We start from the raw sequence: 20,834 nt of genomic DNA, 5'->3' as shown, positions 1-20,834 counted from the left end.
GGTCAGCGGGCCAGGTGGCGGTACTGCCTCCGCACATCGCTCGCGGAGACCACGCTGTCGAGGAACATCAGGCCGTCCATGCGGCAGTCACACGGGTTCCGCTCCACCGTGTCCTGGGGGAAGCTTCCGCCGATCTTGATGCCCCGGGGGTCGGACGCGGTGGTCACGTGCGGGCCCGGCCCGGACACGAGCCACGGGTCGTCGGTGCGGGTGTAGAAGCCGCTGACCGGTTCGCCGTTGCGGTAGAGGGCAAGGGCGCCGGTACCGAAGTCGAAGGTGGCGGCGAGGTGCACCCACTCCCCCGCCGGCAGCAGGTCACGCCAGTCCTGGCTCGCCGCGAACGTCTGCGAGTTGCCGCCGTCGAGGCGCCGGCCGAGCGCGACGAGGCGCAGCTCACCGTCGACGTCGATCAGCTCGAGCAGGGCCCGGACGCCGTGGCCGTCGGAGTCGCCGGTCAGCACCCCGGCCAGGCCGATGGCGTTGTACCGGTCGTTCGGGTCGGCGGTGGTGGAGTTGGGCAGGGGGTTGTCCATCTCCAGCTTGAACCAGCCCATCACGGTGGTGCCCGCGGTCGCGCTGAAGGCGCGGAGGGTGCGCACCCCGCTGGCTGACCAGGTGCCGGCCTTCCAGTCGTCGTTGCCGGCCACCGCCGGGTCGACCTGCCGGGTCCGCACCGCGTTGCCGCTGCCCCGGTAGGCGTGGTCCCGTACCCGCATGGCGGCGCCGCCGTTGACCAGCTCGATCTCGGTGCCGGAGCGGCCCTGGTCGCGCTCCAGCGCGGCGTCGCCCGGCACCGGGTGGTCGAAGTCGTAGGCGGCGACCAGGTGCGCTCGCAGGGCGGGGTGGACGTCGGACGGGCGATGCCGGTCCGCCTGCGCCGGGGGCGCCCCCGCTCCGGTGAGCGCGCCGATCGCCAGGAGGGAGACGGTGGCGACGGCCGCTCGTCTGGCCCTGGACATCGGTTCACCTCATTTCACGGCACGCCGGTGCCGGGTACGTAAGCGCTTACGTAAGCGCTTACGTACCCTAGGCTTCGATCAGCGTCACTGGCAATAGATCGGGTGACATGGATGTTTCCGGGGAGTCGCGGATGCCCAGGGCTGGCCAGCGGCCGCGCCTCGTCGACGTGGCCGATCGCGCCGACGTCTCGCTGGCGACCGCCTCCCGGGCCCTCGCCGGCCGCGACGGCGTCAGCGCCGAGGTGGCCGACCGGGTCCGTCGGGTCGCCCGCGAGCTGGGGTACGTCGCCAACCCGTACGCCCGCACGCTCGCCGGCGGCGCCAGCTCCACCGTGGGCCTGATCGTCCACCAGGTCGACGACCCCTACTTCTCCGAGATCGCCGGCGGGGTCATCCACCTCGCCGCCGAGCAGGGGCTGCTGGTGCAGATCTGTCAGTCCGGCCGGGACCCCGACTACGAGCTGCAACAACTCCGCCACCTCATCGCCCAGCGGGTCGGCATCATCCTGATCAGCGGTTCGGGGTACGACGACCCCCGGGTGGAGGCCGAGGCCAGGGCCGAGCTGGCGGCGTTCCAGGACCACGGCGGCCGGGTGGCCGCGATCGGGCGGCACGCGCTCGGCGTCGACGCCGTCCTGCCCGACAACGAGGCCGGCGGCAACGCGCTCGCCCACCACCTGATAGATCTCGGCCACCGGCGGATCACGGTCGCCGCGGGCAGCGCCGGTCTCACCACGGTCGCCGACCGGCTCGCCGGCGTCTCGTCGGCACTGCGGCAGCGCGGGCTGACCCCGGCCGACCTCGCCGTCGTGCACGGCGACTTCACCCGGGGCGGCGGGCGGGCGGTCACCGAGCAGATCCTGAACGAACACCCGGAGACGACCGCGATCATCGCGCTCAACGACGCGATGGCGATGGGGGTGCTGTCGGCGCTGCGGTCCCGCCGCGTCCCGGTCCCCGGGCGGATGTCGGTCGTCGGCTTCGACGACGTCTCCGTGGCGGCCGACCTCGCGCCCAGCCTCACCACCATCCGGCTGCCGATGACCGAGATGGGTCGTACCGCGCTCAGCCTGGCGCTCAAGCCCCGCTCGACGCGTCCCCGGCGGCGCTCCACCGGGCACCTGCTGGTCGTCCGCGACTCGACCGGTCCCGCCCCGACGCTGTGAGGCGGCGGGGCACGCTCGGTCGGAGTCTGTTCGAACCGCGCCACCGCAGGGGATGATCTCCGGATGACAGCGACGAGGGGTACACACCCACTGCGCGGGGCTCTGTTCCTGGCGGCGGCCACGGTCGGGGTGTGGTTGCTCTGGCTGGGCTGGGACACCGAGTACGACGTCGACCCGCAGACCGGTTCGCGCAGCGGCCCGTACGAGGCGTGGCAGGTGATCGGCTGCGTGCTGACGCTCGCGCTGCTCGCCGTGCTCGCCGGCACGCGGCTGAGCCCGTGGCTGGTGGCGCCGGTGATGACGGTGGCCTTCACGGCGGCCTGGTCGTGGGGGGCGTTGTCGTCCGACGACAGCGGGTTGTGGGCCGTCGGGGCGGTCCTGGTGCTGGTCGGGATGGCGATCGGCAGCACGGCGGTGAGCCTCGGCGCACGCTGGGCCAGTCGGCGGCTGGCCCGCCGACCCAGCTAGCCGGCGCCGACGTGCGCTGGCCGCGACCGCCTCGCTCGGCCTGCTGGAGAAGGCCGGCGACGGCTACCGCAACTCGGCGCTGGCCGAGCAGTTCCTGGTCAAGGGTGGCCCGTACTACTTCGGAGCCCAGGTCCGCTACTCCGACCTGCGTACCTACCTGCCCTGGCACCGCATCGGGGAGGCGCTGCGCACCGACCGGCCACTGACCTGGGACCCGCAGGCCCAGCAGTCGATGTTCGACACCACCGACCCGGAGATGCTGGCGCAGTTCTGGGACGCCATGTACTCCACGTCCAGCTTCACCGCCGGTGCGCTGGCCGACGCGTACGACTTCTCCGCGCACCGCCGGCTGCTCGACGTCGGCGGCGGTGCCGGAGCGTTCCCGATCGAGTTCTGCCGCCGCCTGCCGGGACTGCGGGCGACCATCCTGGACCTGCCGCACGTCTGCGCGCGGGCCGAGGAGCGGATCGCCGCGGCCGGCCTGACCGGGCGGATCGACACGCTGCCCGGCGACTTCCTCGCCGACCCGGCGCTGCCGGGCGGGCACGACGTCATCCTGCTCAGCATGATCCTGCACGACTGGGACGAACCGACGAATCGCGCGTTGCTGGCCCGGTGCCACGCGGCGCTCCCGCCCGGTGGGACGGTCGTCATCTGCGAGCTGCTGCTCAACGATGAGCGCACCGGGCCGCCGGAAGCCGCTCTGATGGGCATGAACATGCTGGTCGAGACCGAGGGCGGCCGGAACTACTCGGGCGCCGAGTACGTCGCCTGGCTCGCCGACGCCGGCTTCGTGGACGTCCACACGGTGCCGTTCGACGCCCCGGGCGCCAACGGCGCGGTGGTGGCCCGCCGGCCCTGACCGTCGACGCCACCCGGCCCACGCGAGCCCGAGGGCCTGCGTGGGCCGGGTGTGGCGGCGGGACCGCCGCGCTGGCGTCCGATCAGATGCCGGTACGGATCAGGCCCGAGCCTTGGCCGGCTGCTTGATGAAGTTCAACACCGCCTTGTTGATGTCGTCGGCGTGTGTCCACGGGATGCCGTGCGGCGCGCCCTTGAGCGTGATGAGCTGACCGGTCGGCAGCATCGGCCCGAGCCGCTGGCCGGTCACCGGGAAGGGCAGCACGTTGTCCTTGTCGCCCTGGATGATCAGGACCGGCACGTCGATCTTCGGCAGGTCGGGCCGGAAGTCCTCCTGCCAGGCGGTTACGGAGTCGTGGGTGGCCTTGCCGGAGGCCATCGTGCCGATCTGCCAGTGCGCGTGGTACGCCTCCTCGCTGACCAGCTTGCCCTTGTTCTCGCTGTAGTTGAAGAACGCGTCGCAAAACTGGGTCAGGTAGGCGAAGCGGTCCTTGATGATGGCCTGCTGGAAACCCTGGAAGAGGCTCCTCTCGACGCCCTCCGGGTTGTCCTGGGCCTTGGCCAGCATCGGTTGCAGCGGGCTGAGCAGCACCGCCTTGCTCACCCGCTGCGAGCCGTAGTTGCCCAGGTAGCGGACCACCTCACCGGTGCCCATCGAGTGACCCACCAGGATCGCGTCGCGCAGGTCCAGTTCGTTCATCAGGATGTCGAGGTCCGCGGCGAACGTGTTGTAGTCGTACCCGAACGCCGGCTGGGCGGAGTTGCCGTTGCCGCGACGGTCGTAGGTGATCGTCCGGTATCCGGCGTTGAGCAGCGCCGTGGTCTCCTTCTCCCAGGTCGCCCCGTTGAACGGGAAGCCGTGGATCAGGACCACCGGCTGACCGGATCCGTGGTCCTCGTAGTACAGGTCGATGGGCGCGGAGTTCTCCGTACCCACGGTGATGAAAGGCATGTTCTTCTCCTGCTCCGGTTCGGGCTGTCGGACGTCAGCGCTTTCCCGCCGGATCGCCGGATATGCCGGCCCACCTGCCAGCCGCGTCCCCAACCTCTCTGGACAGAACACCTAGTCTCGGGGCGTGAGCCTTCCGCCCCGGCTGCGGGCCGTCAGCGACCTGCACATCGGCTATCCCGAGAACCGCTCGTTCGTGCGGGAGTTGCGCCCGGGCAACGACGGTGACTGGCTGCTCGTCGCCGGCGACGTGGCCGAGCGGTACGCCGACATCGAGTGGGCGCTCGGGCTGCTCAGCAGCCGGTTCGCGCGGGTGGTCTGGGCGCCGGGCAACCACGAACTGTGGACACCGCCCGACGACCCGGTGCGGCTGCGCGGCGAGGAGCGCTACCGCGAGCTGGTGCGGCTGTGTCGGCGGCTGGGGGTCGTCACGCCGGAGGATCCGTACCCGGTGTGGGAAGGCGAGGGTGGTCCGGCCACGATCGCCCCGCTCTTCGTGCTGTACGACTACACGTTCCGGGTGCCCGAGGCGAGCACCAAGCAGCAGTCGCTGGACCTGGCGTACGAGGCCGGGGTGGTGTGCACCGACGAGGCCCTGCTGCACCCCGACCCCTACCCGAGCCGGGAGGCGTGGTGCGAGGCCCGGGTCACCGAGACCGAGCGCCGGCTGGCCGAGCGCGACCCGGACCTGCCGACCGTGCTGGTCAACCACTATCCACTGGTGCGCGCACCCACCGACGTCCTGTGGTATCCGCAGTTCGCCCAGTGGTGTGGCACCGTGCGGACCCGGGACTGGCACCTGCGCTTCGGTGCGGCCACCGTGGTCTACGGGCACCTGCACATTCCTCGTACGACGTTCCACGACGGGGTGCGCTTCGAGGAAGTCTCCCTCGGTTACCCGCGCGAGTGGCGACGGCGCGGGCCGGTGCCGGACCCGGTACGCACCATCCATCCGGCGGACGACCTGCGCCGGATGCAGCAGCCGACGGGCTGACACGGGGGCGGCCACCCGTCCTCTCCGATGGCCGCCCGCTCGCGGTCAGCTCGCGTACACCTCCAGCGCCGCCAGTTGCCCCGCCGGCCAGCCGGTGTTGCCGGTGACGGTGACCCGCAGGTAGCGGGTCTGCGCGGCGGCGAACGTGAGGGTCACCTGGTTGCCGGTGGCCGGGTTGAAGGTGCGCCCGGCGGCCGCGACCAGCGTGCCGAAGCTGGCCCCGTCGGCGCTGCCCTGCACCGCGAGGGTCTGCGTCCGGGTCGCCCAGACCGCCGCCGGCGGCAGTTTGAGCACCACCCGCCCGACGGTGCGCGATGCGCCCAGGTCGACCTGCACCCACTGTGGAAAGGCGCTGTTGACGCTCTCCCAGTAGCTGTTCGGGTCGCCGTCGACCACGTTGCCTGACCCGTAGCTCTGGGTGTGGCTGCTCTCGGCGGTGGGTCGGCCACGGGCGAGGTCCGCGTTGGCCGGCGCGTCCGTGGTGACCGTGACGGCGTTCGACGGCGCGGAGGTGTTGCCCGCGGTGTCCCGCGCCGTGACGGTGAAGCTGTAACCGGTGGTCGGGCTGAGCCCGTTCACGGTCGCCGTGGTGCCCGTGACGGTGGCGACGACCGTGCCGCCCTGGCGCACCTGGTAACCGCTGACCCCGGCGTCGTCGGTGGACGCCGTCCAGGCCAGCGACACGCTGGTCGCCGTCCGGCCGGTCACGGTGAGCCCGGTCGGCGCGGTGGGCGGGGTGTCCGGCGTGCCGGTCGCGGCGTACACCTCGACCTGGGCGAGCTGCCCGGCCGACCAGCCGGTGTTGCCGCCGATGCTGAGCCGGACGTACCGGGCGGCGGTGGCCGGCAGCGTACGGGTGACGCTGTTGCCGGTCGCCGGGTCGAAGGTGAAGCCGGCGGCCGGGGCGATGGTGCCGAAGGAGTTGCCGTCGACACTGCCCAGCACGGTGATGGTCTGGGTACGCGCCCCCCAGCCGGCGGGCAGCCGCACCACGAGCCGTCCGACCTGGTGACTGGCGCCGAGGTCGACCTGCCACCACTGCGGGAAGGCGCCGTTGCCGCTCTCCCAGTAGCTGCCGGCGTCGGAGTCCACCGCGTTCGACGCCGGGTACGGGCCGTTCTGGCTGCTCGCCGAGGTGGGTCGGCCGGCGGCCAGGTTGCCACCGGTCGGCGGCGGTGGCCCACCGACCGTCGGTGGCGTGGGACGCACCGGGGTGAGGGCGAGCTGCCCCTTGAGCATCCGACCGCCGTCGGCGGTGATCCGCAGGTAGTAGTCGGAGGAGCAGGCCACTCCGTCCTCGTCCAGCGCCCGGATGTTCGCGCCGGCCGGGGTGGTGGCCTGGGTCTCGGACGTCTTGGCGATCTGGTTGCCCTCGTTATATTCGTCGAACATGGACACGTAGAGCCCCTGCGAGCCGAGTCGGACCATGTTGTAGATGTGCCGCCAGTAGAAGTCGCCGTGGCGGCGATGCCCTCCGGCGAGGTCACCGGGCATCACGCAGGGCTGGTAGTCGATGCCGCGCGCCGCGCAGTCGGCCAGGTCCGGAATGTTGACGTTGTTGTAGTACGAGTCGAGGCCCTCCAGGGTGGTGGTCCGGTAGACCATCCACGGCGAGATCATGTTGAACGCGTGGTAGACGTCGAGGAAGCCGGGGCGGGAGTCCTCGATCCCCTGTCGCCACCAGGTCGGCACCCCACCGATGACGTAACAGCCCTGCGCCTTGAACCAGTTGACGACCTCGAGGCAGGGCGCCGGCGCGAAGGGCCGGCTGGGTTCGCTGAAGCCGAAGCCCCAGATGCAGACGACCGGCTTGCCGTTCTGCCGGGCGTACGCGCTGGACGCGGTGTGCGCGGACATCTTCGTCGTCCAGTCGGTCTTCAGCTCCGACTGCATGTTCAGCCAGTCGGTGACGTCGTACATGATGTAGAACTTGCGGCCGTGGCGCTCGGCGGCGGAACGCACCTTCTGCGTCATCGCGTCGCGGGTCGGCCCCTCGTCGCCGAACGGGTTGAACCGCTGCAACGCGGCGGTGTCACAGCCGTACTCCTGCATCCAGCGGAAGTGGGTGTCCACGGTCTGCTGGTCGTACGAGGAGAAGAGGGTGGCCGGCGACCCGTTGCCGAGGTTGGGGTAGGCGGTGGGGTATGTGTGCGTGTACTCGCGGGTGTCCGGCCAGGACACGATGGTGGTGTTGCCGGGCGAGGGCGGCTGGAACCGGTCGCGGCTCCAGTGCCACCAGCCGCCGATCGGCGCCGAGTCGCCGGGGCAGCTGAACCAGCCCTGGTAGCCGACCGTCACCTTGCCGACCACGTCCCCGGGGGGACTCGCGGCGCGGGCCGGGCCGGTGCCGGTGGCGAGCAGTTCGGTGGTGGAGGCGGCGGCGAGGGCGGACCCTGCCAGCACCGATGTGACGAACCTGCGGCGGGAGACCGCCATGACGACCACTCCTTCGGGACGGAAGGCATTGACGGTCATCGTGGCAGTAGCGGTCGCCAGCCCGCAAGACTTGGACTGATCGATGAAATTGTTCGCCAAAGAATCGCAAGTAACTGAGTGCCGAGAGTTGCGGAACACCAGGAGACGGCGGGGGCCGGAGCCGCGCTGGCTCCGGCCCCCGTTCGGTACGCCCGGGATACCTACGGAGTCGGGTACTGCGTGACGTAGACCGGTGCGCCGACCTTGGTCATGTCGGCCGCGTCACCGACGCCGTTGACCACGTGGTCGATCGTGCCGGCGCTGAGGTTGACGGTCATGATGTGGTGCAGCCGTACCCCCGGAGTGACCGGGACCTCGAAGCCGTTCTCGGTGTGGATCGACGGATTGTTCTGGTTGAAGACGTAGACCCCGCCGCCGTACAGGGTGTGGTGCCGCACCCGGTCACCGACCTTGTAGCCGGCCCAACCCTCGACGGCACCGTGCATCCAGTCGGCCTGCGTCGGCGGGTCGTACGGCAGCTCGTTCTGGTAGAGGATCGTCGTGCCGTGCTCGCCGTTCCAGACGGTGTTGTACCGCTGGAAGTGCTCGACGAACAGGCCGGTCGCGGTCACGTGGTCGCCGTTGATGACCGCGCCGTAGCGACCGGTGTTGGTCCGCCAGCGGTCCGTGTCGCCGTTGACGCCCTCGGTGAAGCCCTCGACGCCGTGGTCGCCGCGCCACACCCAGGTGTGGTCGATGAGCACGTTGTCGCTGTTGACCTCCAGCGCCGTGTTCGTCCGGCCGATGTGCGGGCCGCCGACCCGGAAGTACACGTCGGACAGCGTGGTCGGGTTGCCCGGCGTGCTGACGTTGCGGCCGTGCTGCTGACCCACCCGTAGCAGGACCGGCGACTCGACCCGGCCGGCGTCGATCGTGACGCCGGCGACGACGACACCGGGGACACCGGCGACGTCCAGCGGGATGGCGCCGTTCACCGCGATGAGCGTGGCGTGCCCGATGCCGAGCACCACCGTGTTGGCGCGCCGGACCTCGATGCTGCGCGCGATGTCGTACGTGCCCGGGGTGAGCAGCAGGTGCTTGCCGCGCGCGAGCTGGCTGTTGATGACGTGCACCGGGTCGGACGGCTTGGCGATGAAGAAGTCACCGATTCCGATGGTCCGCCCCGGCGTCAGGCCGTCGGCCCAGGAGACCCCCCGGCTGTCGTGCTGCGCGGCGGGCACGCGGACGTTGTAGCGGCCCTTGCCGTCGACAAAGAGGTAGGGCTTCTCCCGGCTCAGCGGGGTGGTCTCCAGCGTCGTGTAGGGCGGGTCCGGGAAGGAGGCGTCGTCCGGCGCGCCCTCGACGCCCGCGAAGACCTGGTTCCACACCGCGTTGGACCAGCTGCCGACCTCGCTGTTGCGGGTCAGCCACTGCTGCTGCGAGCCGTTGGTGGTGGCCGGCAGCCGGGAGTCGGCGATGAACCCGCCGCTGGCGTACTGCGGGCCCGCGGTGCAGTAGTCCATCAGGGACAGGCCACCGCCGCTGATGTTCAGGCGGCGCATCGACACCGCCTGGGACACCGCCCAGAAGTTCGCCGAGGACCGGCAGCCGTCCTGGCCGGCCGCGTTGATGGTGAGCGAGAGGTTGGACAGGGTGCGCCAGAAGTTGACCAACGCGAGGCAGTTGCCGGCGCCGCCGTCGGCCAGGCAACGGTTGTACACCTCGATCTTGCCGTTGACGGTGACGTCGGTGGGCGAGGCGCCCAGGCCGGACACCTCGGTGTAGTAGCCGACCTTGGCCTGCAACGGCTGCTCGGCCGTCCCGTACGTGCCCGGTTTGAACAGGTAGGCGTGCCGCGCGGCGCCCATCTCATTGTCGACCTGCCGGGCGTGCGCCGCGTCCAGCGTCTGCTGGATCTCGCTGACCGGCATGCTGGGGTCGAAGATCGTGACGTTGGGCCCGAAGTCCGGGGCGCCGTGCGTCGGCCGGCCGGCGGCAGCGGCGGTGCTGGTCGCCGTGACCGCGGTGATCAGCACGACCGCGAGAAAGAGGGTGCGACCAATTCGCCGGCGCACCCGTCGGGGCTGGGTTGTCATGCGGTTCGTCCTCTCCGTGGCCGGACCGTACCTCCGGCACAGCTGGGGGCGGTGAGAGCGCTCTCTGGGCCCTCCGACCGAAGGTTGAGCCGAGTCGAAGGGATAGGCATGTTTCTACCTGGTAAATCGGCCGCACGCTATGACCACGGACGGCGAACTTCGGTCTGGGCGGGCGAGAATGGACGGTGCAGCGGGGGAGGTGCTGATGCGGATCGACTCATTGCCCTACGTGGACGAGCACGCCACGGTCATCGCGGCGGAGACCGTCGAGGTCTGGCCCCACCTGGCGGACATCGTCGAAGGGTCCTTCTCCCGGCCCGGCATGGCCGGCTACGCGCGCCTGGTGGGTGCCGCCGACCCGGACACATCCGGGCCACGGCCGCTCGCCAAAGGCTCGACGTTCCCCGGCTTCCGGGTGGTCACCGCGATCCCCGGTCGGGAACTGGCTCTGCGCGGCAGCCATCGGTTCTCAACCTACGCGCTGATCTTCCGCCTCGAGCCCATCGGTCGGGGCCGGTCACAGCTGCGGGCCGAGACGCGAGCCGCCTTCCCCGGCCTGGCCGGCGGCCTGTACCGACAACTCCTCCTGAGATCGGGCGGCCATGTGATCGGCATGCGGCGCATGCTCGCGGCGGTCCGCCGCAGAGCCGAATAGGGGGCATCGGCTAGACGTCGTCCAGGAACTCGTCGATCATCGGGGCCAGCCAGCAGGCGCGCTGCGGGATCGACGTGTGGGTGGTGCCGGGCAGGATGGCCAACCGGCAGGCCGGCAGACCGGTCAGGTCGCCGGGCACCGCGCCGCCGAGCAGTCGGAACATCCGCACCGCGTGCTCGGGCTGGACGATGTCCGCGTCGGCCAGCACGATCATGGTCGGCGCGGCCAGCTCGGCGATCCGCTCCGGGGCCCACTGCGGCAGGTTCGCGTCCAGCACCGTCATCTTCGTGACCAGATTGGCCCAGCCCGCCGGGTCCGGCGCAGTCCGCAGGTACTCCTCGTGGAACTCCGAGCCGTGCAGGTGCTCCGGTCGCAGGTCCTGGATCCCGTCGAGCAGCCCGGGATGCAGGCCCGCGTCGTCGAAACTCACCGAGGCGAGCACCAACCGGCCGACCCGGGCCGCGTGGTCGGTGCCCAGGCGCAGGGCCACCGCCGCGCCCATGCTCCAGCCGAACACGTCCGCCCGCGCGATGCCGAGCCGGTCCAGCAACTCGACCACGTCGGCGGCGAAGTGCTCCACGGTCAGCGGACGGTCGACATCCGGCGTGTGACCGTGTGCCTGCAACTCGACCGCGATCACCCGCCGGGTCTTCGCCAGGAGCGGCAGGATCGCGCCGAACGAGGTGCCGATGCCGGAGAGCGCACCGTGGATCAGCACCAGCGGGCGGCCATCGCCGCTGCCGTGCTCTTCGTGGTGGATGTCCATGCCCACACGATGCGCCGGAGCGCTTACGGTCGGCTTCAGGTGGCCTTACCGCGGCTAGGGCCTAGGATGACCGCCGTGCAGTTCGGGGTGCTCGGACCACTCGCCGTCACCACGGACGCCGGCGAGCCGGTGGTGGTGCCCGGCACCAAGGTCCGGGCGCTGCTGGCCGACCTGCTGACCAACCGCAACCAGGTGGTTTCGGCGGACCGCCTCATCGACGACCTGTGGGGCGACGACGCGCCCGCCAATCCCGCTGGCGCCCTCCAGGTGCGGGTGTCGCAGTTGCGCAAGGCGCTCAACGACGCCGAGCCGGGTGCCCGCGAGATGATCGAGTCCCGGCCGCCCGGGTACCTGCTGCGGGCCGGCGCGGTCGACGCCGACCGGTTCGCCGAACTGGCCCGGTGCACCGACGTCGAGCGGCTGACCGAGGCCCTCGCGCTCTGGCGCGGCGAGGCGTACGCCGACATGGCCGACGCCGGGTTCGTCCACGCGGAGGCGACCCGGCTCGCGGAGCAGCGCCTCACCGTGCACGAGCGGCTGGCCGAGGCTCGGGTGCTCCGGGGCGAGCACGACCTCGTCGCGGCCGATCTGGCGGAGCTGGTCGCCCGGCACCCGCTGCGCGAGGGCCTGCGAGCGGTGCAGCTCCGCGCCCTGTACGCGGCCGGCCGCCAGTCCGAAGCGCTGGACAGCTACGCCGAGCTGCGCGACCGGCTCGCCGACGAGCTGGGCCTCGACCCCGGGCCGGAGCTGGTCGCCCTGCACCGCAGGATCCTCGAACAGGACGCCGGTCTCAGCCCGCCACCGAAGGCCGCGATCATCCGCAACAGCCTGCCGGCGCAGCTGGACGAGCTGGTCGGGCGGGCCGAGGCGCTGGCCGAGCTGCGGGCCCTGCTGCCGCGGCAGCGGCTGGTCACGCTGGTCGGCCCGGGCGGCGTCGGCAAGACCCGGCTGGCCACCGAGGCGGCCCGTACACAGGCCCTTCCGGACGGTGTGCACCTGGTCGAGCTGGCGCCGCTGCCCGCCGGTGACCCACGCATCGCCGAGCAGATACTGGGCGCGCTGGACACCCGCGAGACCGCCGGTACGAGCCTGTCCCCCGCCGACCGGCTCACCGCCGCGCTGCGACACCGACACCTGCTGCTGGTGCTGGACAACTGCGAACACGTGATCGAGCCGGTCGCCGACCTGGTGGCCCGGGTCCTGCGCGACGCGCCCGAGGTGAGCGTGCTCGCCACCAGCCGGGAGCCGCTCGGCCTCACCGGGGAACTGCTCTGGGAGGTACCTCCGCTGTCCGTGCCGGAGGACGGCGACCTGGATGCGGTCCGGCGCTCGGCGGCGGCCCGGTTGTTCGCCGCCCGCGCCACCGCGCAGCAGCGCGGCTTCCGCCTCGACGACCGGACCGCTCCCGCGGTGGCCCAGCTCTGCCGCCGCCTTGACGGCCTGCCACTGGCGCTGGAATTGGCGGCGACCCGGGTCCGCGCGCTCGGTGTGCACGGCGTGGTGGACCGGCTGGACGACCGGTTCCGGCTGCTCACCACCCAGCAACGGGACGTGCCGCCGCGACAGCGGACGCTCACCGCGGTGATCGGCTGGAGCTGGGACCTGCTCGACGAGGGCGAACGGGCGGTGCTCGCCGGGCTCGCGGTGTTCAATGACGGCTGCACCCCGGAGGCCGCCGAGCGGGTCTGCCACACCGATCTGGACACGCTGGCCCGGCTGGTGGACCGGTCGCTGGTGGTGCTCGACGACGCCGGCGTCGTGCCGCGCTACCGGCTGCTCGAATCGGTCGCCGCGTTCTGCCTGGACCGCCTGACCGACGCCGACAAGGTACGCGCGCGGCACGCCGCGTACTACACCGAGCTGGCCGAACGCGCCGACCCGCAGCTGCGCGGCGCCGACCAGCAACGGTGGCTGGCGCTGCTCGACGCGGAGGCGGCGAACCTGCGATCGGCGCTGGCCCACGGCGGCGGGCTGCGACTGGCGATCGCGTTGAGCTGGTACTGGTATCTGCGCGGCCGGCTCACCGAGGCGCGGCGGGCGCTGGCGGTGCCGGGTGACCCGACGCAGGAGTCCCGCGCCGCGCCCTGGCGCGTCGGTTTCGCGCTGGTGCAGGGCGACCCGATCGACCCGGCCGGTGTCCGCGCCGCGCTGGCCGGTGACCCGGACGGCCGCGGTGCCTGGTTCGCGGCCCACGCGGTGCTCGGCCACAGCGACCTGGCCCTGGCGTCGGAGCTGCTACCCGCCGCCTCCGCCGATCCGTGGACCGAGGCCGCGGTGCTCAGCTCCCGGGCGATGATCGCGCACGCCAACGGGGACCAGGTCACGCTGGAGTACACCGCAACCCGTAGCGCCGCGCTGTTCGCGGACCTCGGTGACCGGTGGGGCCGGCTCCAGGCGACCGAGTGGGTGGGTGGGCTGGCTGACATGCGCGGTGAGCACGAGCGCGCCGCCACCCTGCACCAGGAGGGGCTGCGCTGGGCCGAGGAGCTGGCGCTGTGGCCGCAGGTGTGCGCCGAGCTGTCGTGGCTGGCCTGGCTCGCGGTGCAGACCCGCGACTACGCGCAGGGCCGGGAGCTGGCCGAGCGCGCGTACCAGCTGGCGGTGGAGCAGGCCATGCCCAGTGCGCTGGTCTTCGCGGAGATGAGCCTCGGGCTGGCCGCCCGCCGCGACGGCAAGCTCGACGTGGCCGTCGCCCACCTCACGCACCTCGCCGAGCAGGGTCGCGCGGAGATCCAGCCCGCGCTCTACCTGCCGATGATCCTGGTCGAGCTGGGCTACGCGGTCGAGCAGGCCGGTGACCCGGATGCGGCGCTGGCCCTGCACATCGAGGCGTTCGAGGCCGCCGAGGCGATAGGGACCTCACGGGACGCGGTCACCCCGCTGGAGGGGATGGCGTCGGCGGTGCGCTCCCCCGAGGTCGCCGCCCGACTCCTGGGCGCGGCGGCGGCCGCCCGGGTCGCCGCGCAGGCCCCGGCCGCCCCGGCGGAACGCGACGACACCGACCGGGTGAGCGTCCGCGTTCTGGCCGCCCTGGGGCGGGAACGCTTCGACGCGCTGGTCGCCGAGGGCGCGAAGCTGAGCCCGGGCCAGGCCCGGGCTCAGCTCTGATCAGTGGTCAGCTGGCCGTCTTCGGCCGGTACGAGGCGATGATCACGCCGTTCTTGTGCACCCGGGTGTCGATCAGCTCGAACGACGCCTTGACGTCCGTCAGCGGCGTCGTCAGGCTCGGGCCGCCCTCCAGCACGGGGTGGATCCAGAACCGGACCTCGTCCACCAGGCCCGCCCGGACCAGCTGCGCGGTGACCGAGCCGTACCCGTACTGGATGATGTCCTTGCCCTCCTGGGCCTTGAGCTTGGTGACCGCCTCGACCAGGTCGCCCTGGAGCACCTCCGTGTTGTTCCAGGTGGGGTTGGTCAGGGTGGTCGAGGCGACGTACTTCTTGACGTTGTTGAAGTACGCCGCGCCGGTGCTCGGGTCGTTCTCGTCCATGCTCGGCCAGGCGACGGACATGCCGTCGTAGGTGGCCCGGCCCATCAGCATCGCGTCCGCGGCGTTGGTCTGTTCGCCGGCGAGGCTGGCGGCCTCCTCTTCGAAGTACGGCGAGGTCCACATGGGGTTCTCGATGACGCCGTCGAGGGTGATGTAGGTCGAGTTGATGAGCTTGCGCATCGGGGGTCTCCTGGTTGTCGGCGGTGCTCTCGGTGACACCCAGAACTCTGTCGGGTCCCGCTTACGATTCGCTTCAGGTGCCCTTACCCGCGTCCGTAACCGTGTCGGTCCAGGAAGCGCGTCGGTCAGATCGGCTGCTCCGGGTCGGTCAGCGGGATGGGCAGCGCCTGCGCGTCCGCCGTGCCGCCACCGATGGAGTGCGCCGGCGGGGGGCGGTCGCCGGTCCGGCTGTGCAGCCGACCCCGCCCCGCCGGCCCGGCGCGCCGGGTCACCTCGCAGGTCACCATCCGCACCGGCGGTGGCGGCGCGGTGAAACGGCCGACGCCCCAGCGCACCCAGATCGGGATGCGGCCGGCGGCCGCCTCCGCCCGCAGCTTCTGCACCGTCCGCGCCCGGTCGGTGTGGTCGACCTCCACGACCACCGGCGGGCCGCCGGGGCGGGCGCACGCCACGTCGAGGACCGAGTGTCGCTGCTCCAGCGGCGGTGGCAACGGCAGGACACTGGGTGCCCGCCGGTAGACCCGCCAGCCCTGAGCCTCGGCCCACCCCACCACCGAGTCGATCACCCGTGCGGTGACCTCGTCGGCGTCCAGGTCGACGAAGGTCAGGTCGTCCAGCCAGCGGCCCAGGTCGGCGGCCAGCCGCTCACCCTCCGCCGTGACCTCCACCGGCGCAGGATAACGCCTTCGCCGCCGCTGGTCGCAGTCGCGGCACTGGCCCGCGCGGGCCCAGCTCCCGGTCGGAGCTGGGCCCGAACGTCGTCATCTCATGTTGGCGACCACGAACGGCGCGTGGCCGTGCAGGTAGTTGTTCCACCCGCCGGTCACCGGCGCGCCGGCGCTGAGCAGGTTGGTGGTGTCGGTGCCGACGTCGAGCTTCCACGCGGTCCAGGAGATGCCGTTCGCCTTCATCCAGTCCACCCAGGTCTGCGCCTCGGGAAGGCAGGCCCGGCCGTCGAGGCCTCCGTCGGCGTGACTGGCACCCCACTCGGTGACGAACAGCGCCAGACCGGCCCGGATCGCCGCGTCGCCCTTCGCGCGCAGCGACGCGCCGTGGGTGCACGAGTAGAAGTGCAGCGTGTACATCAGGTTGGTGCCGGCGACCGGGCTGGCCGCTGCCGCATCCACATCCTGCGACCACGTCGGGGTGCCCAGCACGACGATGTTGTCCGGGTCGGCGGCGCGGATCGCGGCCACCACAGCCTGGTGGTACGGCTTGATGACGCCCGTCCAGCTCACCTGGAGCGGCTCGTTCCACGGCTCCCAGATGACGTTGGGCAGGTTGCCGTAGCGGCGCGCCAGGTCGGCGAAGAACGCGACCGCCTCGGACTGATTGTGCTGCGCCTCGTGCGCGTGCCAGTCGACAATCACGTACACGCCGGCGCTGACGGCGTTGTTGATGATCGTCTCGACCTGCGTACGGGCCTTGACCGGGTCACTCAGGTACGCGCCCGCCGGCTCCACGCCCATCGCCGCGCGGATCACCTGGAGGTTCCAGTTGTCCCGCATCCAGGTCAGCGCGGACAGGTTCTCGGCGTAGGGGGCCGTCTCCCAGTTGAGCCACATGCTGCTGATGCCGCGCAGCTGCACCCGCGCGCCGTTCCTGTCGCACATTCCGGTGCCGCAGACCCGCAGCTGCCCGTACCGCTCGACGGGGGTGCCGGGGGTCGGCGGCGGAACGGTCGGGGTGGGCGTCGGTGTGGGCGTCGGGGTCGTCGGGGTGGGCGTCGGGGCCGGCCCGCCCGCGCAGGACGCGCCGTTCACCGTGCAGTTGACCGGGGTGCCGGAGCCGGCGACGAGGAAGCCGAACGAGGTCGAGGCGCCGGCGGCGAGGGTCCCGTTCCAGGAGAGGTTGATGAACGTGTAGTGGCCACCGGCGGTGGCCTGCTGCGCGTTCCACGACTGGCTGATGCTCGACCCGGACGGCAGGTCGAACTCGACCCGCCAACTGGTGATCTGTGCGGAGGTGTTGTTGGTGACGGTGACCTGGCCCTGATAGCCGCTGCCCCAGTTGTTCGTCACGGAGAACACGGCGGTCGCCGCGCTGGCCGGTGTGGCGGTGATCGCCACCGCACCGGCGAGCAGGCCGGCGACGGCCAGGGCCGTGACAAGTCTCAGTGTGCGCATGCTGAACCCGCTTCGGTCGATCGACTGTGATGGCCTGAGGCGGGGCGGCGCCTGGGCGCACAGTATCGATCAATGACGATGCATGGCAAGGCGGGGCGAGCGGATTCCCGCTGGCCGGGAGGTCAGCGCCGCCGCCATCCCCAGCGGCGCGAGGCGGTCGCGCCCGACGCCGACCTCTCCCGGGCCACCATCTCGGCCGCCACACGCAGGGCCTGGGCGGGCTGCGCGCCGGCCGGCCCCAGCAGCTCCACCAGCCGATTGCCGAGGCCCAGCACCATCGCGGCGCGGTCGAAATCCCGGATCAGCGCCAGGCACTGCGCGTACACCCCGTACGTGTTGGCCATCTCCCACAGGCTCAGCGGGCGGAGCGGATCGAGCAGCCCCTGACGCAGCTCGCAGGCCCGGGACGCGGCCAGCGCCGCCTCCCGGACGGAGTCGTCCGAGGCGGGTCGTGTGACCGACCGGTGCAGCAGGGCGACGGCCTGGTTGTGGTAGGCGGTGCCCATCGCCTCCCTGGTCCGGGGGCCGGCGGCCGGCGGCGATGCGACGGTGCGCAGACCCACGGACACGGCCCGCTCCACCAGCTCCAGCCGGGTGACGGGCTGACCGGCGGCGAACGCGACCTCCGCCAGGTCGACCAGTGCGGTGATCAGCTCCGCGAGCGCCTCGTCCCGCGCCGGAGCGGTCACGTCGCCACCCTCGGCCGTCACCGCGTCATGCACCCGCTCGAAGAGGGCGACCGCCGCACCGCCGGGCGCCATCCCGTCCGCGGCCCTGCCATGAGCGGACAGCAGCATCCCACGCCGCCACAGCGCCCGGGCCAGCTGCTGCTGGTCGCGACGGTCGACCCGGCCCGAGCCCTGCGCGGCCTGCCGGTAGGCGTCGATCACCCGCACCCAGAGTCGGTCCGCCTCCGCCCAGGTGTCCTGCCGCGTCGACGCCTCCCGCGCCCCTTCGAACAGCCGTTCCCGCTCGTCCGGTCCCATCTCCCGCACCGCCCTCCGCGCTGGCCACCAGCGACACCGCCGACAAAGGCAGTGAACACCATCGATTCTATGGTGGTCGCGGCGCGGAGCCGCCGGCACAGCTCACTGGGTCGCGGTGACGATGCAGCGGCGCATCGGCGTCAACGCCTCGACCGGACCCTCGACGGTGACGCCGCCCGGCTCACCGGTCAGGTTCCGGCCCCACGCCCAGCGCAGCATCGCCGCCGGCGGGCCGGTCACCGTCACGTCGGCGGCGTCGGCCACGCCGTCGGTCACGCGGAACAGCCCCGGCTCGGTACGCACCGTCCACGCCGCGCCATCGGTACGGATCGCGCACGTCCAGCTCGGCGAATCGGCCAGGATCTTGTTGAAGTCGTCGGCCCACTCGGCCGCCGAATACTCCACGAACACCTTGAGCAGCTCGTCGACGCCGTCGACGGCGAGGTCGTCCGGGACGGGCGCGACCGGGACACCGACGCCCAACTCGGCGTCGATGCGGTGGATGACGGTCTCCTGCGCCATCCGCCGTATCCAGAAGCCCACGGTCTGGCCCGGCGCGTACCAGGAGCCGGCCGGGTCCTTCGGGTCGTGGGCCGCGAACTCGGCCAGCAACCCGGCGTACGTCCGGTCGAGCAACGCCAGCGGCTCCTCGCTCGCCAGCTCCGCCGGCGGCCAGGGCTCGGGCTCGGCGCCGTCGCGGATGGCCAGGGTCTTGTGGAGATAGACCTCGCCAACGTGGCGGGTCAGGTCGGCGACACTCCAGCCGGGGCAGCTGGGCACCGCTGCCCTGAGGTTGGTCGGTGCGACAGCCCGCAACCGGGCGAAGTCGTCCCCGAGGCAGTCGAGGAATCGGGAGAGCTCCATGCGGACAGTCGACCACAGGTCGACGGTCGCCGGGGGTGCCGCAACGCGTTCGCCGAACGCCGGAGCCCGCCGTAGCGTGGGGCGCATGAGAACCACCACGCTGGGCAGTACGGGTCCCGAGGTCGGCGTCATCGGGCTCGGGTGCATGGGCATGAGCCACGGATACGACATCACCGGCCCCCGCGACGACGAGACGTCGATCTCGGTCATCCATCAGGCGCTCGACCTGGGAGCCACCCTGATCGACACGTCGGACGTGTACGGGCCGTACACCAATGAGGAGCTGGTCGGCCGGGCCCTGGCCGGCGGCCACCGGGAGCAGGCGGTCCTGGCGACCAAGGTGGGGCTGGTGGTCACGTCCCCGACCGGCGGCCCCGGCAACTCGCCGGTCCTCGGCAACAACGGGCGCCCCGAGCACATCCGCGCGGCGATCGACGACAGCCTGCGCCGGCTCGGCACCGACCACGTCGACCTCTACCAGCTGCACCGGGTCGACCCCGAGGTGCCCATCGAGGAGTCCTGGGGCGCGATGGCGGAGGTCATCGCGGCGGGCAAGGCGCGGCAGATCGGTCTGTCCGAGGTGACGGTGGCCCAGATCGTGCGGGCCCAGGCGGTGCACCCGGTGGCGTCGGTGCAGTCCGAGCTGTCACTGTGGACCCGCGACCCGTTGACCGAGGTGCTGCCGTACTGCGCCGAGCAGGGCATCGCCTTCCTGCCGTTCTCCCCGCTGGGCCGGGGCTTCCTCGCCGGCCGGTTCACCTCGTTCGACGATCTGCCCACCGACGACTTCCGGCGTGGCCTGCCGCGCTTCCAGCAGGACGCGCTGCGCGCCAACCTCGCCATCGTCGGCCGGGTCCGCGAGATCGCCGACCGGGCCGCCGTCAGCCCCGCACAGGTCGCGCTCGCGTGGGTGGTCGCCCAGGGTGACCAGGTCATTCCGATCCCCGGCACCAAGACCCCGAAGTACCTGGTGGACAACTGCGCGGCGGGCGACGTGCGGCTCAGCGCCGAGAATCTGGCCGACCTCGACGCCCTGCCCGCGCCCGAGGGCGGTCGCTACTGACGCTCGACGCACCACCGCGACCGGCCCGGCGACCCGTACCAGCGGGTCAGCCGGGCCGGCGCACGGTGACCGGCGGACCGAAGCGCACCCCGACCCCGGGGGAATACAGCACGCTGACCGGCGGCCCGGTCGGCGCCGGCAGCCCCGCGGCGGCGATCAGCTCGTCGTCCAGGTGCAGCAGCTCGGCACGGTGCAGCGGCCAGCGCGGGTGCCAGTTCGGCAGGTGCCGCGTGCGCCCGTACGCCCGGGTGTGCAGCCCCCAGCGGGCGGTGACGAAGTGCTCCAGCGGGGTCGGGTCGGCGATCCGCTCCCCCACCCGGACCACCATGCGGCTCGTCGCGCCGGCCGGGCCCGGCCAACGACGCCGGCACCGGTAGGTGAGCCGGTCGCCGTCGCGGTCCAACCGCATCGACGACCAGAGGTACGGCAGCCGCAGCGTCGCACGGGCGACGAGCACCGGCACCAGCCGGGACGCGTCGAGCGACCGGAACACCACGGCGCGCCGGCCGGTGCCGTCGACCGAGTAGAGCCGGACGTTGGTCTCCCAGAAGGTGCCGAAGTAGGGCACCCCCGGCCCGCGGCCGAGGCCCAGCCCGACCATCCGGAAGCCGATCAGCCCGACGTGACTGACCCCGTCCAGGGTGTCCGGGCGGGTCCCGGCCGGCAGCAGCGGCGCGACGAGGTCCGGTGCGACAGGCCAGTGCAGGAAGGTCAGATCCTGCCAACGCTGCCGCAGCATCGCCCAGGGGAACGCGCGCCGGGGCGCGGCGTCGACGGGCTCGATGTCCACACCCCC

General features: G+C 72.1%; 17 protein-coding genes and 1 pseudogene. 7 read left to right on the top strand and 11 right to left on the bottom strand.

Annotated features, from left to right (window positions below; genetic code table 11):
- Positions 1-2 precede the first annotated feature (2 nt).
- Complete coding sequence (locus ACWD5O_RS24160) at positions 3-959, bottom strand: LamG-like jellyroll fold domain-containing protein (protein WP_354962446.1); 957 nt, start codon at positions 957-959, stop codon at positions 3-5.
- A 131-nt stretch (positions 960-1,090) separates the two neighbouring features.
- On the opposite strand from ACWD5O_RS24160, the gene ACWD5O_RS24155 reads away from it, so the two are divergent.
- The 3 genes and pseudogenes from ACWD5O_RS24155 to ACWD5O_RS24145 all read left to right on the top strand — a co-directional run.
- Positions 1,091-2,125, top strand: a complete 1,035-nt coding sequence (locus ACWD5O_RS24155) for a LacI family DNA-binding transcriptional regulator (protein ID WP_450086625.1) — start codon at positions 1,091-1,093, stop codon at positions 2,123-2,125.
- Between the two features lie 63 nt (positions 2,126-2,188).
- The gene (locus ACWD5O_RS24150; RefSeq protein WP_450086624.1) at positions 2,189-2,593 is read left to right on the top strand and encodes a hypothetical protein; all 405 of its coding nucleotides are present in this window, start codon (positions 2,189-2,191) and stop codon (positions 2,591-2,593) included.
- A gap of 16 nt (positions 2,594-2,609) precedes the next feature.
- Positions 2,610-3,455, top strand: a pseudogene (locus ACWD5O_RS24145) (methyltransferase); the annotation flags it as partial.
- A gap of 99 nt (positions 3,456-3,554) precedes the next feature.
- On the opposite strand, the gene ACWD5O_RS24140 reads toward ACWD5O_RS24145, so the two are convergent.
- Complete coding sequence (locus tag ACWD5O_RS24140) at positions 3,555-4,406, bottom strand: alpha/beta fold hydrolase (protein WP_354962449.1); 852 nt, start codon at positions 4,404-4,406, stop codon at positions 3,555-3,557.
- 124 nt (positions 4,407-4,530) lie between these two features.
- Here ACWD5O_RS24140 and ACWD5O_RS24135 point away from each other — a divergent pair, with 124 nt between their 5' ends.
- Positions 4,531-5,397: a metallophosphoesterase family protein gene (locus tag ACWD5O_RS24135; protein WP_450086623.1), complete on the top strand. Its 867-nt coding sequence runs from the start codon at positions 4,531-4,533 to the stop codon at positions 5,395-5,397.
- A 45-nt stretch (positions 5,398-5,442) separates the two neighbouring features.
- Here the strand turns inward: ACWD5O_RS24135 and ACWD5O_RS24130 are convergent, their stop codons facing one another.
- Both ACWD5O_RS24130 and ACWD5O_RS24125 read right to left on the bottom strand, forming a co-directional pair.
- Positions 5,443-7,833: a discoidin domain-containing protein gene (locus ACWD5O_RS24130; protein ID WP_450086622.1), complete on the bottom strand. Its 2,391-nt coding sequence runs from the start codon at positions 7,831-7,833 to the stop codon at positions 5,443-5,445.
- 200 nt (positions 7,834-8,033) lie between these two features.
- Entirely contained in the window at positions 8,034-9,908 is a 1,875-nt protein-coding gene (locus ACWD5O_RS24125; RefSeq protein WP_450086621.1) for an adenylyl cyclase, read from the bottom strand.
- Positions 9,909-10,137: 229 nt separating this feature from the next.
- Here ACWD5O_RS24125 and ACWD5O_RS24120 point away from each other — a divergent pair, with 229 nt between their 5' ends.
- Entirely contained in the window at positions 10,138-10,563 is a 426-nt protein-coding gene (locus tag ACWD5O_RS24120; RefSeq protein ID WP_450086620.1) for a hypothetical protein, read from the top strand.
- A gap of 10 nt (positions 10,564-10,573) precedes the next feature.
- On the opposite strand, the gene ACWD5O_RS24115 is transcribed toward ACWD5O_RS24120, so the two are convergent.
- Positions 10,574-11,329 (bottom strand): alpha/beta fold hydrolase, encoded by a 756-nt coding sequence (locus tag ACWD5O_RS24115; RefSeq protein ID WP_354962454.1) that lies wholly within the window; start codon positions 11,327-11,329, stop codon positions 10,574-10,576.
- A 66-nt stretch (positions 11,330-11,395) separates the two neighbouring features.
- On the opposite strand from ACWD5O_RS24115, the gene ACWD5O_RS24110 reads away from it, so the two are divergent.
- Entirely contained in the window at positions 11,396-14,437 is a 3,042-nt protein-coding gene (locus ACWD5O_RS24110) for a BTAD domain-containing putative transcriptional regulator (RefSeq protein ID WP_450086619.1), read from the top strand.
- A 7-nt stretch (positions 14,438-14,444) separates the two neighbouring features.
- Here the strand turns inward: ACWD5O_RS24110 and ACWD5O_RS24105 are convergent, their stop codons facing one another.
- The 5 genes from ACWD5O_RS24105 to ACWD5O_RS24085 all read right to left on the bottom strand — a co-directional run bounded on the left by ACWD5O_RS24105 (position 14,445) and on the right by ACWD5O_RS24085 (position 18,975).
- A complete protein-coding gene (locus ACWD5O_RS24105; protein WP_354962456.1) occupies positions 14,445-14,999 on the bottom strand; it encodes a dihydrofolate reductase family protein in 555 nt (184 codons plus the stop codon).
- 125 nt (positions 15,000-15,124) lie between these two features.
- A complete protein-coding gene (locus ACWD5O_RS24100; protein ID WP_354962457.1) occupies positions 15,125-15,667 on the bottom strand; it encodes a hypothetical protein in 543 nt (180 codons plus the stop codon).
- Positions 15,668-15,760: 93 nt separating this feature from the next.
- Positions 15,761-17,125 carry a cellulase family glycosylhydrolase gene (locus tag ACWD5O_RS24095; protein ID WP_354962458.1) on the bottom strand — a complete coding sequence of 455 codons (1,365 nt, stop codon included), beginning with the start codon at positions 17,123-17,125 and terminating at the stop codon, positions 15,761-15,763.
- Between the two features lie 122 nt (positions 17,126-17,247).
- Positions 17,248-18,120 carry a hypothetical protein gene (locus tag ACWD5O_RS24090; protein ID WP_450086618.1) on the bottom strand — a complete coding sequence of 291 codons (873 nt, stop codon included), beginning with the start codon at positions 18,118-18,120 and terminating at the stop codon, positions 17,248-17,250.
- 93 nt (positions 18,121-18,213) lie between these two features.
- Complete coding sequence (locus ACWD5O_RS24085) at positions 18,214-18,975, bottom strand: maleylpyruvate isomerase family mycothiol-dependent enzyme (RefSeq protein WP_354962460.1); 762 nt, start codon at positions 18,973-18,975, stop codon at positions 18,214-18,216.
- A gap of 85 nt (positions 18,976-19,060) precedes the next feature.
- Here ACWD5O_RS24085 and ACWD5O_RS24080 point away from each other — a divergent pair, with 85 nt between their 5' ends.
- Complete coding sequence (locus ACWD5O_RS24080; RefSeq protein WP_354962461.1) at positions 19,061-20,038, top strand: aldo/keto reductase; 978 nt, start codon at positions 19,061-19,063, stop codon at positions 20,036-20,038.
- A 46-nt stretch (positions 20,039-20,084) separates the two neighbouring features.
- On the opposite strand, the gene ACWD5O_RS24075 is transcribed toward ACWD5O_RS24080, so the two are convergent.
- Positions 20,085-20,828 carry a YqjF family protein gene (locus ACWD5O_RS24075; RefSeq protein ID WP_354962462.1) on the bottom strand — a complete coding sequence of 248 codons (744 nt, stop codon included), beginning with the start codon at positions 20,826-20,828 and terminating at the stop codon, positions 20,085-20,087.
- Positions 20,829-20,834 lie beyond the last annotated feature (6 nt).

It is taken from the genome of Micromonospora sp. NPDC005161, assembly GCF_053599855.1.
The sequence above is the reverse complement of the archived record's forward strand: the minus strand, read 5'-3'. Positions and strand labels throughout refer to the sequence as shown.

What these genes read in the sequence shown, in the direction of transcription:
- ACWD5O_RS24160 (WP_354962446.1), bottom strand. Translation starts at nt 959, where the DNA reads ATGTCCAGGGCCAGACGAGCGGCCGTCGCCACCGTCTCCCTCCTGGCG.
- ACWD5O_RS24155 (WP_450086625.1), top strand. Translation starts at nt 1,091, where the DNA reads ATGCCCAGGGCTGGCCAGCGGCCGCGCCTCGTCGACGTGGCCGATCGC.
- ACWD5O_RS24150 (WP_450086624.1), top strand. Translation starts at nt 2,189, where the DNA reads ATGACAGCGACGAGGGGTACACACCCACTGCGCGGGGCTCTGTTCCTG.
- ACWD5O_RS24140 (WP_354962449.1), bottom strand. Translation starts at nt 4,406, where the DNA reads ATGCCTTTCATCACCGTGGGTACGGAGAACTCCGCGCCCATCGACCTG.
- ACWD5O_RS24130 (WP_450086622.1), bottom strand. Translation starts at nt 7,833, where the DNA reads ATGGCGGTCTCCCGCCGCAGGTTCGTCACATCGGTGCTGGCAGGGTCC.
- ACWD5O_RS24125 (WP_450086621.1), bottom strand. Translation starts at nt 9,908, where the DNA reads ATGACAACCCAGCCCCGACGGGTGCGCCGGCGAATTGGTCGCACCCTC.
- ACWD5O_RS24115 (WP_354962454.1), bottom strand. Translation starts at nt 11,329, where the DNA reads ATGGACATCCACCACGAAGAGCACGGCAGCGGCGATGGCCGCCCGCTG.
- ACWD5O_RS24110 (WP_450086619.1), top strand. Translation starts at nt 11,396, where the DNA reads ATGACCGCCGTGCAGTTCGGGGTGCTCGGACCACTCGCCGTCACCACG.
- ACWD5O_RS24105 (WP_354962456.1), bottom strand. Translation starts at nt 14,999, where the DNA reads ATGCGCAAGCTCATCAACTCGACCTACATCACCCTCGACGGCGTCATC.
- ACWD5O_RS24095 (WP_354962458.1), bottom strand. Translation starts at nt 17,125, where the DNA reads ATGCGCACACTGAGACTTGTCACGGCCCTGGCCGTCGCCGGCCTGCTC.
- ACWD5O_RS24085 (WP_354962460.1), bottom strand. Translation starts at nt 18,975, where the DNA reads ATGGAGCTCTCCCGATTCCTCGACTGCCTCGGGGACGACTTCGCCCGG.
- ACWD5O_RS24080 (WP_354962461.1), top strand. Translation starts at nt 19,061, where the DNA reads ATGAGAACCACCACGCTGGGCAGTACGGGTCCCGAGGTCGGCGTCATC.